This is a genomic window from Ruegeria arenilitoris, assembly GCF_013035425.1.
GTDB classification, from domain to species: Bacteria; Pseudomonadota; Alphaproteobacteria; order Rhodobacterales; family Rhodobacteraceae; genus Ruegeria; species Ruegeria arenilitoris_A.
Genome location: NZ_WQHX01000003.1, coordinates 449,677 through 462,974, shown reverse-complemented (window position 1 = coordinate 462,974; position 13,298 = coordinate 449,677). Strand labels below are relative to the sequence as shown.

The window sequence follows — 13,298 nt, the reverse complement described above, 5'->3', positions numbered from 1 at the left end:
GTGCGGCTCGGAAAACCAAGTAAATGGTAGGTTTGCCTGTCCGCATTGGGCTCAGAGCGGTCATTCGCTCTACTTGGCAGGAGCGTCCGATATGCGGACGAAGCCGCCGTTCCTGCAAACTCAGCGCAAACTGTTTGTGTTCGAACAATAGAAAATTGTCGCCGCAAATTTTTCTCACTCTTTTCTCATTACAAACAAGTATTTTTTGCATCTATGAACCTCAGCCTTAACTCTGGCGGATCGTTTAGATGGCAAAGAAACACGAAGGAAATATTCTGGCAGGCTGCCTTGTGTGGTTTACTATCCTTGTTGGCATGCCGTGGGCAATTATTAAGACTGGCAGTATTCGGGACGCCTTTTTGCTTATTTTTTTGCTCTATGTGCTAGCGGGAATTGCCTATGGTGTCGTGGTCATCATTATATCAGGACAGGAACAAGCTATATTGGGTCGGCATCAAACTAAAGCCCGTGCCCAGATGAAAGATGAACTTCCTGCATTAATTGACAGGCACGCTGCTACTCTGGAACGCAACCTGAGAACCGCAATCGTAAAAAATGACTATGGTAAAGTACTTTCCGACGATCAGGAAAAGAAGATTGTCGAGTTCTTGGATAGCGTGCCGCTTTCATTCGACTGGGAGCAAATTGAAACGGAAGCCATTGAATTTACGAGAAGACACTTGCGAGATAAGAGAATTCGTCAAAAGTCTCAGGGTGTCGATTTTGAAGATTTGCCAACGGACGGCATAGACTTTGAGTTCTGGGTTGCAGACGTATTTCGAAAATTTGGCTGGGAAGCAAATGTCACTCAGTCTGGTGGCGATCAGGGGCTGGATATCATAGTCAAGAGAAATGGCGTTTCGGCGGGCATTCAAACCAAATTGTATAACTCACCCGTTGGCAATAAGGCCGTTCAAGAAGCCCATGCCGGAGCGAATTTTTACGGCCTTAAGAGAGCAGCTGTACTCACGAATGCTGGCTTCACAAAAAGCGCGAAGGAGCTTGCTGAAAGCACTGGTGTCATTCTGATGAGCCACTATGACATCCCCATAGCCCACGAATTGTTTCCGGCGCGGTAGGCTTCACTTTAGAATTTGTGCCAAATTTGTTGATGACCGCACCAAATTTGCCAATTAGCTGAGTGATTTTGTCAAACGACCGCTCAGGGCTCGGTGCAGACATCTGACAAAAAACGTCGGATGTCCAAGGCGAGATGGTAAGCGGACATTCAATGATCGGAACTCTCTCAAACACCGTGCCGTTCAAAGACTAGTATCAGACTTTTCTCCTACGCCCGATCTGACGATTTCCATCTCATCTGAGGCATAGGGCTTTAGCAGTTCAAAGGCCTGCGCTGCGCTGCCATCCAACTAGGCCTCATAGTCACTAGAACTGAGTATGACTGGCATTCTTTGCGGATGTATCGGACGCACAATGTCATTCGCCGAGGTGGTTATCACAGTATACGCAGGAACCTCTTCTGGGCCTTCTTTGCCTTCGTATTGCGATACTTGCCACATCCCGGCAAACGCAAATGGTGGGCGAGCCTCGGAGCCCTTGAGCGCGAACCAGTGGTATGTGGCTGGATTGCGCCCTTGCACCTCGCAGAACGAACTTGCAGGTACGAGACAACGGCGCTCTTCGAAGCTGTTCTTCCACAGCCCGCTCTTCAGGACCTTGTCGTCCCGCGCATTGTTCCAGGCATGAGGTTGCAGGATGGCGCCAGTCTTTTTTGATTTCTTGGTCGTTCGAAACCCCCAGAACAGAGACACGAGTTCACGCGCCCCGTCTTCGTCTTTCCTGACGATGGGCGCCATGTGCATTGGGTAGATTGCTGGAAGCGGTTCCGCATTTCCGAGCCTGTCTTTTTCTACAGCGACGTCGAATAGCTGCCGCATCGCATCTGCCGGGGTCGTATTCGAATAGAGGTTACACATCAGTCTGCCTCACTTACCTCAGCCTCTCGGATAAATAGGTGGCGAACAACAGTTCAGCCCACGATGCCGGAAGCCACGGCTACGCTAATCTTGAATGCATTTGTACAGCATCCCTAGGAGATTTGAGAGAGAGACACATAAATGCGGGCACCTATACGACCTTACCTGGTGCGTCTATAGAGTGCGCAAATGATCGCAATTTGGCATCCATTATGCTATAAAAATAGATACTTATCACTTGGCGCCTTCACTTTCTGAGAACAGAGGAGTCCACTGTGCCAACACCTCTCTTCAAGCCCGGTCATTCTGGTAATCCCGGCGGACGACCTAAACTGGATCCCGAGACAAGAAAGTTGATCCAGTCGAACGGCGAGATCGCTGTGAAACGCATGAACGATCTTTTGTCGATGGACGAACTCTTCAATCGCATAGATGGGAACGGCGAATTTGTATCGGGAAAACTCTCTGGCAAAGAACAAATCGCCTTGCTGGCCTTAGCTCAGGACCGAGCATTTGGACGCGCTGATGGCGTTAGCATCACCCATACCCACAGCGGAACAGTCGGCATGAGCGTCAATCCAACACAGCGGCTCAAAGACATCAGCGACCGCCTTCCAGAGAGATTGGCTCAACAGAAGGTGATTGAGTCAAAACTGGATGATGACGAATAGTCTCCAACCATCACGTAGCTACTGCCGGGTTTAGAGGTTTGGGTTTGTGCCTACAGGCCATGCGCCCGCGCACGTAAGCCCCCTCGAGTTGACGACCCCTTATTGTATTTGATAAAGAATGTGCCCTTTTCCAAAAAATTAGGAGGACCTGCATATGTGGGTAGCATTCTCGACGCCCGAGGGTTCGGGCTTTTTCTCTGCCGTCGCCAAGGATGAGCGCGGCAACATCAGCGGGCCGTACATGGGCTCTCGCGTCTGCCTGCGGTTCCGCCGCGCTCAGGACGCAGACCTACTGCGACCGTACGGCATGGACGGCCACGTTATCGAAACGCCGGGCGGCGACTATCGCTTCCGGACGTTCATCCCACGCAACCACCTCGCAACGACGATGCACAATCTCGCCGACACCATGAACTACCCGAACTTCAAGGACAGCATACCCTCAAGCGACACAGCCCTCTTGGACGCCTGCCACGATGTGTGGGGCATCATGGGCGACCTGCAACCCGGCGGGCCATACGGGATGGGGTGAATGAGGATATTATCTGCCGTAATGGGACCGGTTCAGTGACGCGAGTGGTAAAAAATAAATAAAATCGGTTATTAACGCAGGATTCAAAATCCCCCGCCTTCACGGGCGTGAGAGTTCGAGTCTCTCCTTGGGCACCACAATAATCCTTTAAGTTTATTAATATCAGTGGGTTGTGTTGTAGCAGTCCTTGTTAGACCCCCATATAGTCCCCCATACTATTTGTGGCGTATGAGTTACTTGATCTTATAGAATCGACAACAACGGATGTCCTAGATCGAATTAGTCCACCGTGAAGTTAACTGTGAGGCGGTCGGTACCCACCTCATCACCATCCTGTTTCCGCGGCAAGGCTTTGGCATGCCCAAATGGAATGAGAAACAGCGCAATCTTGATAGCCTTGTCATGATTGCCCTTATCAACCGCGCCTTTCAGCTGCCCAAACAAGTATTGCATCGGTTCAACGTAGTTTCGACGCAATGCTAAATCTTCATACCGTTTCATACGGTTACGCTTGAGTTTGTCCCGCTTTGACATGCGAGGATCATAACTATCCAACGCCTATTAGGAAAGAAAAGACATTCGTTCTGCCCGCAAAGCTGACGTTCGCGTTAAGTGCAGCGAAGGTCTGCACTGAGCCCATACTGGAAGTGCTCAGGTCTGAACCCTCGCAGGTGCAGCAATATCACCGACCTAAGACATCATCTGCGTCGCAGAGAGAAAAGCGGCCATTCGTTCACAGCACGAAGAAATTTGAGACTTTGATGTCTGAGTCGCGGACTTTGCCCTCATCTAACGCTCCAGAATCGATGTCGGTTGTTCTGAAAGCCCTTAGATCGAATTTAATTCAAGCATGATTGTTGAGCGCTTCGATTCCACTATTGATGTTCCCTGACATGCTAACGCAATGCCCGTCGGCTCTTCAGCGGTTCCTCGGCCACTGCAGCGCGTTGCAGAAAGAGCAGTTCGCCCAACATCTCGCGGACCGATGCTTTTGAAGGGGTAGGTTCCAGAAAGTCAAACAGACGCAACAAATTTGCCGGGTGTTTTACGACCAATGCTGCCAAACGCTCTTTCGCGGTATCGACCTCATAGGCCGCAATCATTTGCGCCGCGGCTTGCGTTGGGGTCAGCAGAGCATAATCTTGTGGCCGCATGGATGTTTCTCGCAGCGCGTCAAACGGCGATGCACCAAGCGCACGGAATTTCGGCATATGAATGCGTATGTCAGCAGCGCGGTTCTCAATCACCGAACCGGATCGCTGAAAATATTCGAAAGGGGCGAGTTTTTTCAATGCGCGTCTTCGCATCGGGGCGGACAAGATATCAAGATCTGCACGATCGTAATGCAAATCGTCAAAGACGGAGATCAACCGCAGTCCCGCGTCGGCTACCATCAAGTAAGGATCGGCGTTCAGTGCCGCGACCATGTCGGCAGAGTTTGCATGCTGCTGCGCGGCTTCATAAGGTACAACCGCGTAAGTCTTCCGGTCAAAAAGACGTTTAAGTTGATCTATCATCAAGTCGAATCCTTCATTCGCTTCGACGCGACGATCCTCCACTAGTAGTCGCAGGCAAACAGATAGGCTTTACGAGGTGCAAAAGAACCCTAATTGCTGAGTAGGAATCCTCAGGTAAAACTATCATGCTGCAAGACAAGAAATCAGAAACCGATGCCGAGCGGCGAAAGGCGCTGCTGCGGCGCTTGTTATCTGACCTGAGCCGGTCCAATCCCGAACTCTACTATCAGTCGACGAGCCAGATTTCTCGGTTGCTGAAAGATCATATTTCTGATGGCAAATCGCTAAACGGAGAAGATCGCAAACTTATGGAACCGCTCACCTGCCGCGACCTCGAAGTCCTCCTTAGTCTACATTAGCGACAGAAGTCCCAGTCTTTCATTTTAACGCGCAAATAACCACAAACGCGGAAAAACAGTCGTTCGTTTATCTTGCAGCATCAGTCAAGTTGAGCGCGAAACCGTAAAGCTGGAAATTTACGAAGGCATGCCTTGCAATACATGCTGGGCTGTTGCGACAATAAGCGGGTCTCGGCGTTGAACTTAAAGATGCTTTGACCATTGCTGAACAGATAGACATCTGACCACCCTGCGAGCGGTCGAAATGTCCGCTCGCAACCTCAAACTAGTCATCTGACCAAATCTCTCGGATGTCCGCGTTGAGCCCAAAGCGGTCACCTTATCTTTGGAGCTGTCGGCGGATTGGTTGACCGGAATCAGCCTCTATTCTGAGTTCACCATTCTCAACAACTAACGTGCCGTTTACGAGAACGGTTTGTACACCTACGGCGGGTTGGTTCGCGTTTTCGTAGGTGGCTAGATCCGCCACTGTCTTGGGGTCAAAGACGACAATGTCAGCATCCATTCCAACTTGCAGGCGCCCTTTCTTTCTCATTTGTGGAACGAAGTTCTCAAGCGTTTGAGCTGGCATCAAGGACATCTTGCCAATTGCTTCCTCGAGCGACAGCAAACCCCGTTCGCGCACATAAGACCGAAGGATTTTGGTAAACGCTCCAGCAGACCTTGGGTGACTGAAAACGTTGTCGGGAAGTGGCCAATCACTCCCCTCATAGTTCAGAACAGCGCCGCTTTCGTCTAAGTAGGACCAGAACACTGCATCCGACGCAATCATAACTGCTGGGTGGGTAACGGATGCGTCCAGTAGCGCGAGCGCATCAGGATCATTCTCGTCCAGAAAATGCCATGTGACAAAGGTGCCAGGCTCGTTGTTCTGATAATCGGCGAGTTCCTCTTCGGTCATGCGATCTGCGCCCAATTGAAAGTTCTGAGCCGTGGAGCTCATGCGTTCTCGCCATCCGTCGCCTGAGAACATCGCGGCTCCTACAACTGTGTTCGCGGCGCCATAAGGATAGGCCTCTACCGTGATGTTAATGCCTTGAGCCTGCGCACGTTCAACCAAATCAAGGGTGGCGTGAATGTCTTCCAATGAAGAACTGTTGATATGACAGATATGCATGTGTGCGCCTGTAAGCGCGGCGTTCGCAATCAATTCTTTTATTGCCTCAAAAGACCCCTGCGGTTCCAAATTCGATGCGTACCGCACGTGCGTATAGGTGGCCACGCCGTAGTCGGCGGCCATATTTGCCAAAGCAAAGTACTCTTTTTGACCGTATCCAGGCGCGTATCCTGCGTTAACGCCTATACCCAATGCCCCCTCTTTCAATCCTTGCTCGACTAAGTCCAACAACTCCAACATGCGAAGCGGATCGGCGATTTCTGTTTTCCAATCGTCGAACCTCTGCGCATCTTGAAAATAGGATAGTTCGGCAACAGGCCCTTCACCCGTGAAGGCAGCTATTCGGCCAAACGTCCAAGCCGCAGAAGCCCCATAGTTCAGCGGCGTCTGCTGCCGTTCCATTTCAGCATACCAATCTGCAATAGGGAGGATACCGGACTCCAACTCCAGAACAGTTGTTACGCCTTGCATCGCCTGCATGCGCATGTCGCCCAAGTTCATGCCGTGTGCATGCAAATCGATGAACCCCGGCGCGACAACATGATTAGTTGCATCGATCTCTATTGAACCGTCCATGGCGAACTCGGAGATCGCGGATATCTCGCCGCCGTTGATCCCGAGATTTCGGATGGCGTCCAATCCTGTCTCAGGATCGATGACACGCCCGTTCGTTATGACTATATCGTAATCCTGCGCCGAGCAGGTCGTGGCAATCGCCACAAAAATTGCAGAAACAAATGTGCGGTACATGACCTGATCCTCCGTGTCTCCAGCGTACGGCGATCAAGGAACAGATCAATTCAATACTTTGCCTAAGTCTGTTTAGTCCGCACAGCGGACGCTCATGCCGTTTGCGGCGAAAGGGTTGAAAACGCTGATCACACGAGTAATTGAGGGCACACTTGGGTCTAATGCGCAAAAAGAGACAATTCTAATCAGTTGATTTAAATCAGTGATGTCTTAAGAATTGGTTGCAGAGTTAAGCGCAAATCGAAGCTTTTGGGGAGGAATGGATGCCCAGACCGTTAAAACTTCGCGCTATGGCTACAGGACTTGTATGCACTGCATTAGCTGCATGTGGGGACAGCGATAGTTCTTCGGAACCAGCGGTAATACCGTTTTCGGGATTCTCTAACGTACCCGAAAACGGAACCGTCGAGATAGACGGGGAAGCGGTAACCGCAAGGTATGTCGCCGATCCTTCGACGGGTGGAGTGACAATTGAGGATCAAACAGGTCCGTCGCCAAGTACCACACTCGTAACGACGAGGAACGGTGTTGTGGTAGCATTGTCTTCGGCTGCATCAGGATCGTCCGTTTCATTTGACACTAGTAACGGCGACACAAGGGTAGATACTCCTTTAGTGACCTCTTTTGTAACAGCCGACGGTCAAGACTTAGCAACTTATGTAGACCCAGAAAGAGCCGGTTACGAATACCAGACATACGGTGCTTGGGTTACCGGAGCTGGCACCGGCTCAGGGACTGCGGGTGCCGGAAGTTACGGTTTGAAAACAGAAGCTTCGAACATTCCGGTTGGAGCTACAGCGACGTATAGAGGTGTAGGATTGGGTGTAGCCCGTCTTTCAGATGGTCAGCCTTACCAAACGGTGTCGTCCGTTACTGTAACAACTGATTTTAATACAGCAACAATCGGTAGTTCAGATACGTCAGCGGTGAACTTGAACACTGCAACTACAACTAATGCACCAGAATTGGACTTTAGTGGCTCAGGTTCGGTTAATGGGTCAGAGTTTACTGCCTTGGTGTCGGGAGCGGGTACCGCTGGTACGGCACAGGGACAGTTTTATGGACCTTCAGCTAACGAAGTCGGAGGTACTTTCGCTACCACTGGCCCTGGTGACGTTTGGCATATGGGAGCGTTCGGAGGAAACTGAGTATAGTGCCAGCCGAGCAGGCAGATAGGTAAAAAATAGATGCGGCTAACTTAATTGCATTGAAATATCGAAAATGGCTCAACTGATCGAGCTAATACGCGAAGGGAGCCTATCAGTTCGTCAATTAATTCGATACCGTCTTGAAACCGCAATGAAGTTATTCTGGTTTGCTGCGTGTACTATTGCATTTTTTGTTGCTGTCGCTTGCGAAGTTGATGCATCGGCGACTGAGCAGGCAGCAATTGAAGCCCAGTTTCAAGCAGGGCTCTCTGCCACTCGAAGTGGTGACTACAATACAGCTATCGCCATTTACCAAGGCATCCTGGCCGAAGACCCAAACCTGACACGCGTACGTTTGGAATTGGCGCTGGCTTATTTCCTCAGCGAACAATGGCGTCGATCACGATCTGAGTTCTTTAAGGTTCTTTCAGGCGACATTCCAGAACCTGTTCGTCAAAGGGTATTGGTTTTCATCGCCGAAATAGACGCACGGCGTGGATTTGAACTGAATTTTCAGTTTGGCCTCAAAAGACTCGGATCAACGCGAAATTATGACACCGACGAAATCGATCTGGATTTTTTCGGTTTTACGGTTCCGGCTACTCTGAACCGGCCCAGCGATTCTACCTATGGAGTCGGGTATTCCATTTCAGCATTGTGGCGCAAAGGTTTAAACGGCTATTCGACCGCTGATCGTCGCGCCGTCATAGGCTTCGGCGAGGTGTTCTCATTTGGAGACCTGTCTGATGAAAAGGCCTTCCGTGATATAACTATCGGTCTGCGCGGCGGAGCACGTTTTGTTTTCCCGCAAACAACGCTCGTCGTAAGCCCTGTAATTTCAACTCGTTACATCGCGGATGAGCACTTTGAAGATAGGTTGGGTTTGGAAGCAGGTTTTGAGACAAGGAACTTAAATGCATTTTCACTTTTTGGATCAATTTCTGGTTTCAAGCTGGAAAACAAGATTGATGATACATTTAGCGGTAGCTCCTTAAATGCAAGATTTGGAGCGCGTCGCTCTTTTGGGGGCAAAAGCACAATCGGAACGGCTGTTTTTGCTGAAAGTAAATCCACAGATCGCGATATAGACACCTACCGGCTTGTAGGTCTGGAAGCATTTGGGTCATTTGACTTGGGCGCCGGACTAGTCATAGAGCCGCAAGTCTACATTGCAAAAAAGTCGTTTTCAGAAAGCAATCCGCTCTTTGTGGGTGATCCAGACGAAAATCAGTATGGGGCGCGCATTAGGATCGAGAAGCGCGACATAATTATCGGCAACGGGGTGATACCATTTTTCGAAGCCAACTACAAAAGAGTAAACAGCGGAATCGCAGCATTTAGCTATGATGAAACCATAGTTGAAATTGGCTTAACTAACACATTCTGATACTTACAATAACGTTGACTTGGATTCAAAGAAGGGGCGCCTCCAAACGTGATGTCAAGGAATAGAATCCGGAAGGACCGCTGGTTGAGATCTAGGAAGGTGCTTACGCAAACATCCTTCTAGTCGAAGGCAATCCTTTAGACGATGTTTCGTTCACGGTTGGTGCAGCGAACATCCTTCTCGAAAGTAAGTTTGGACTGATTGCCAATGATTATCTTGTGTTACCAAAACGCTATTTTTGAACGTCAGCAACAATCGGCAGCTTTGTCCGCAAACCAGACTTTTAGCAGATTTCAGCGAACGTCCGCTGCCGTTCAATGCAGACCTTCAGGCGAAAATTCTCGGAATGACCACCAACAATGACCGCTGTCCGTTCCTAAGCCGTCATCTGACTGAAAAACTCAGATGACTGCCTCGAGCCCAAAGCAGCCGAAGTGCCGGCAATATCCTACGTCTCAACAAGGGTGGTTCTTCGGCAGCTACCTTGGAAGGAGTTTCGTCTGCGCTGCGCTAGTTCGCGGTATAGCGCAGGAGATGACACACCGATCTCTTCGGCAACACGCTTCCAATGGCCAACGGCCGGTTCGCCATGGAGCTCTAGCCACGCGTCAAGCCGGTCAGCTACACGTTGCAGCCTAAGGATTTCGACGCGTGCTCTTTGACTTTGCAGTTCGTGAGATTGTGCTTTGATAAATTCGAGCGCGGCGTCTGGCTGGTCTGCCAAACTTCGGAGGAGAACCTCTCGCTGCAAACAGGCAACGACGGTGTGCTCTTTTGCAATGGCATCGCAATGGTACTTATCGGCAAACAGAGAGGCTTCAGCGATAATCGTACCTTCAGAGGCTCTGTGAAGCGTCAACGCTGTGCCGTCCGCCAACGGTCTTTCCAATGCTACGGTCCCAACCCGGACCAAGAATATCGAGCGGATCGACTCGTCGCGCCTGAACAATACACCGCCCGGTTCGATGGTTCGTTCTCGCGCGTCACCAAATATGGACTGCAATGCTGACATGATAGGTATCATACAGAACTGAGTAGCATTCTGGTAAGGTGTTTCCAGAAACAACTCGGGAGCTTCCTATGCGAACTACGATACCGATTGCCATAACGATGCTCGCCGCAAGTACAATGATAAGCGTTGCAGAAACCAATCACGACACCAGTTCGAAGAAACACAAAATGCACATGCACGCGCAAATGCACGGCGGAACCGGACTGAAAGAACCGGGCCAAGGCGCATTTGCGGCCTTGTCAGAGGTTGTGCGTGTTCTTGAGGTAGACCCGGAAACGGATTGGTCAAAAATCGATTTGTCCGGGTTGCGCGAACACCTTGTTGACATGGATCTGCTCATAACCGGATCGGTCGTGGACGAGACCGTACTGCCAGACGGACTTCGTGCATTCGCCACAGGCGATGCCGACACGCTAGCCTCGTTGAAACGTATGGTACCAGCGCATGCCGGTCAGCTGGCGCGCGATGATCGATGGACCGTATCGGTTCAGGAAAGCGACGAGGGCGTTGAGCTGACAGTTACCAGCGAGGATGACGCCGTCGTAGCGCGGATCAAGGGTCTCGGTTTTTTCGGCTTGATGGCGAGCCAGGATCACCACCGCGAACACCATCTAATGATGGCACGTGGCGAGGATGCGCACGCGCATTAATCACCAAGAGACGTGCGCCGCCATAGTTACTTGCAATCAATCGCGTGCGGCGCGTAAGCGCAGTGTCTTCGCCCATGATAAGATGAAGACCCAATCGGCACGGTATCAAAGCTTGGATCTGTCTCCTTTTTATAAAACGGGCCACTCCTTCGCAGCTTTGCGCTAATACGCACCTTTGCCTCCAATGACAGCGAGAAATGTGCGAAAAAGAATCCGGACGTCCGTGCCAACGGAGCTTCTGCGAACGTAATCGAGATCAAGCGCAATCATTTCTTCGAAGCCAATGTCCGCTCGGCCAGATACTTGCCACAAACCGGTAATGCCAGGCAGAACTTCATGCCGTCCGTGCGCATAGTTCGGATAGGCAGCCACCTCGTCGACAAGTGCTGGGCGAGGTCCAACCAGTGACATGTCCCCACGCAATACATTGAATAGCTGTGGAAGCTCGTCCAAAGACCAGCGCCTGATAAAACGGCCGACATGCGTGATGCGAGGATCACATTTGACTTTTAAACAAAGCCCGTCACGGTCGCTCATGCTTGTAACTTCTGCGCGTCGTTTTTCCGCATCCTGGTACATCGAACGAAACTTCAGCATACGGAAAGTGCGACCGTCGCGACCCACCCGGGTTTGCACGAAGAACACCGGCCCGCGCGAAGTACTTGCCACAGCTACGGAGATCATCAAAAGGACAGGCCAAATGGCGAGGAGACCCAATGCCGTCAATGAAACGTCAAGAATGCGTTTCGCTCCGATTGAATGCTTTTTTTTGCGCTGCAAAGTCGGTTCGATGCTGATCATCGTCATTTCAAATCTCCAGTTCTCAAGAAATTCAGGTGTGGACGGCGACCCAAGGGTCCCCTCGCAGCGCGTTTCGCATCACGGCCACGCTGCCATTGCGCGGCAGTTCATAAAGGCGGTCTATTTGGGCGAACACATCTGCGCGCACGTCCGAAGGTGCCATTGCGAGTACGCCGACATCGGAGTTTGACAGGATGAGTTGTGCGGAGAGACGGTCTTTCAGGCTTCCCGCAGAAACGATAACGACGTCGAAGGAGTCTGAGGCTTGTTCAATCGCGGTCCTTACCATGGGCGCGGACACCATTCGATCTTCGAGTGTCCCTGGCGTTCCTTCGGCCAGCTCCCATAGCCCGTCAGTTTGAGCGTTGGCGCGCGGTTCAGATGCTTGTCCCAAAAGAACGTGTTGCCAGCCGGTGGCGGATATACTTGTTCCAAGTGTAACTGATCCGATCTCAGGACAGCCGGAAAGTAAGTCAACTGCGGTATCTGTACGGCGCATGCATGCCGCGTGGTACGGCTTTGCCGTTTCAGTTGCGGCAGGGTCCCCTGGGGCAGAATATTGGGCAACTGCCAAAACAACCAACGGCTACAGGATCGAGTTGGCAGGCAAGCAGATCATAGATGATTGGGAAAGTGCTGCCCGCGATTGGTTTGGGCTACCGGATGCCGAGGCCACCGTAGTAGAAGATCCAAAGAGGGGCTCGTACAGAATCGCGCTTTCAGACGGACAGAGCATATCGGCAGCGCTCTTCGTCTCCCGCCAACCTATCACACTAATGCGAGACTATTTGGCAAGCTTTCCCAAGGTGACTCCTCAGCAGATTTTGTCTGGCCGTTCCTCTGCGTCTTCAGAAGATTGTGGACCAATTGTCTGTTCCTGTTTCGAAGTCGGGCTAAAAACCATAAGCCGTGCCATTCATGACCAGCATATGATCAGTGTGGACGATATCGGAGATGCCCTTCAGGCTGGAACGAATTGCGGGTCTTGCCGGCCAGAGTTGGCTGACTTGCTCACCGAGCATTCGAAATCAAACCACAACAAACCGCAGAACTGCCCGCAAAAACAATCAGCGTAGATTCAAGGTTGTTTGTACGGGGAATGCGGTCCGCTTTGATTGGCTTTCAAAGCAAGCACGGATTTCATTCACTCTATAGAACAGATCCAATTGGACCTTTCTGACCGGTGCGAAAATTTGGTCCGACGGTAGCTTCGCCCTGCGCTCCGGATCTACACTCCTGTCCCAGTTTCGCGTTTGCGGCGAATGTCTCCTCTGACGCGCCGCACAATAGCTAAAACGATCGAAGTCGAATGGCAGGTTAGGGTTGTTTGTTGATGTAGAAGCTTGCGGCCAGATTGTCTGGTTCGTCCGCAAGCCGGTCGTAGCCAAGATTTGGGAGAGCGACCGCTTTTGGTGAG

Annotated in this window: 15 protein-coding genes; 8 read left to right on the top strand and 7 right to left on the bottom strand. The window is 51.1% G+C overall.

Annotated features, from left to right (window positions below):
* Nucleotides 1–248 precede the first annotated feature (248 nt).
* Entirely contained in the window at nucleotides 249–1,079 is an 831-nt protein-coding gene (locus GOV45_RS11340) for a restriction endonuclease (RefSeq protein ID WP_170477495.1), read from the top strand.
* A gap of 291 nt (nucleotides 1,080–1,370) precedes the next feature.
* On the opposite strand, the gene GOV45_RS11335 is transcribed toward GOV45_RS11340, so the two are convergent.
* A complete protein-coding gene (locus tag GOV45_RS11335; RefSeq protein WP_254447982.1) occupies nucleotides 1,371–1,937 on the bottom strand; it encodes an SOS response-associated peptidase in 567 nt (188 codons plus the stop codon).
* A gap of 275 nt (nucleotides 1,938–2,212) precedes the next feature.
* Between GOV45_RS11335 and GOV45_RS11330 the strand changes: the two genes are divergently transcribed.
* A complete protein-coding gene (locus GOV45_RS11330; protein WP_170477491.1) occupies nucleotides 2,213–2,608 on the top strand; it encodes a hypothetical protein in 396 nt (131 codons plus the stop codon).
* A 154-nt stretch (nucleotides 2,609–2,762) separates the two neighbouring features.
* Nucleotides 2,763–3,140, top strand: coding sequence for a hypothetical protein (locus GOV45_RS11325; RefSeq protein WP_170477488.1), 378 nt, complete (start codon nucleotides 2,763–2,765; stop codon nucleotides 3,138–3,140).
* A 279-nt stretch (nucleotides 3,141–3,419) separates the two neighbouring features.
* On the opposite strand, the gene GOV45_RS11320 is transcribed toward GOV45_RS11325, so the two are convergent.
* Together GOV45_RS11320 and GOV45_RS11315 are read right to left on the bottom strand one after the other, a co-directional pair.
* On the bottom strand, nucleotides 3,420–3,674 hold the full coding sequence (locus tag GOV45_RS11320) for a hypothetical protein (RefSeq protein WP_170477485.1): 255 nt from the start codon (nucleotides 3,672–3,674) through the stop codon (nucleotides 3,420–3,422).
* Nucleotides 3,675–4,036: 362 nt separating this feature from the next.
* Entirely contained in the window at nucleotides 4,037–4,657 is a 621-nt protein-coding gene (locus GOV45_RS11315) for a hypothetical protein (protein WP_170477484.1), read from the bottom strand.
* A gap of 125 nt (nucleotides 4,658–4,782) precedes the next feature.
* Here GOV45_RS11315 and GOV45_RS11310 point away from each other — a divergent pair, with 125 nt between their 5' ends.
* Entirely contained in the window at nucleotides 4,783–5,016 is a 234-nt protein-coding gene (locus tag GOV45_RS11310; protein WP_170477481.1) for a hypothetical protein, read from the top strand.
* Between the two features lie 319 nt (nucleotides 5,017–5,335).
* Here GOV45_RS11310 and GOV45_RS11305 read toward each other — a convergent pair whose 3' ends face one another.
* Entirely contained in the window at nucleotides 5,336–6,883 is a 1,548-nt protein-coding gene (locus GOV45_RS11305) for an amidohydrolase family protein (RefSeq protein ID WP_170477478.1), read from the bottom strand.
* A gap of 263 nt (nucleotides 6,884–7,146) precedes the next feature.
* Between GOV45_RS11305 and GOV45_RS11300 the strand changes: the two genes are divergently transcribed.
* Together GOV45_RS11300 and GOV45_RS11295 are read left to right on the top strand one after the other, a co-directional pair.
* Complete coding sequence (locus GOV45_RS11300; RefSeq protein WP_170477475.1) at nucleotides 7,147–8,031, top strand: transferrin-binding protein-like solute binding protein; 885 nt, start codon at nucleotides 7,147–7,149, stop codon at nucleotides 8,029–8,031.
* 73 nt (nucleotides 8,032–8,104) lie between these two features.
* Complete coding sequence (locus GOV45_RS11295; protein WP_170477473.1) at nucleotides 8,105–9,418, top strand: tetratricopeptide repeat protein; 1,314 nt, start codon at nucleotides 8,105–8,107, stop codon at nucleotides 9,416–9,418.
* 448 nt (nucleotides 9,419–9,866) lie between these two features.
* Here the strand turns inward: GOV45_RS11295 and GOV45_RS11290 are convergent, their stop codons facing one another.
* Nucleotides 9,867–10,442 (bottom strand): Crp/Fnr family transcriptional regulator, encoded by a 576-nt coding sequence (locus GOV45_RS11290; protein WP_170477471.1) that lies wholly within the window; start codon nucleotides 10,440–10,442, stop codon nucleotides 9,867–9,869.
* Nucleotides 10,443–10,498: 56 nt separating this feature from the next.
* Between GOV45_RS11290 and GOV45_RS11285 the strand changes: the two genes are divergently transcribed.
* Entirely contained in the window at nucleotides 10,499–11,080 is a 582-nt protein-coding gene (locus tag GOV45_RS11285) for a hypothetical protein (protein WP_170477468.1), read from the top strand.
* 162 nt (nucleotides 11,081–11,242) lie between these two features.
* Here GOV45_RS11285 and GOV45_RS11280 read toward each other — a convergent pair whose 3' ends face one another.
* Both GOV45_RS11280 and GOV45_RS11275 read right to left on the bottom strand, forming a co-directional pair.
* Complete coding sequence (locus GOV45_RS11280) at nucleotides 11,243–11,887, bottom strand: sugar transferase (RefSeq protein ID WP_170477465.1); 645 nt, start codon at nucleotides 11,885–11,887, stop codon at nucleotides 11,243–11,245.
* Between the two features lie 25 nt (nucleotides 11,888–11,912).
* Entirely contained in the window at nucleotides 11,913–12,380 is a 468-nt protein-coding gene (locus tag GOV45_RS11275) for a hypothetical protein (protein ID WP_170477463.1), read from the bottom strand.
* On the opposite strand from GOV45_RS11275, the gene GOV45_RS11270 reads away from it, so the two are divergent.
* Complete coding sequence (locus GOV45_RS11270; protein WP_170477462.1) at nucleotides 12,379–12,957, top strand: (2Fe-2S)-binding protein; 579 nt, start codon at nucleotides 12,379–12,381, stop codon at nucleotides 12,955–12,957. The two genes, GOV45_RS11275 and GOV45_RS11270, sit on opposite strands and share 2 nt — an antisense overlap.
* The last annotated feature ends 341 nt before the right edge of the window (nucleotides 12,958–13,298 follow it).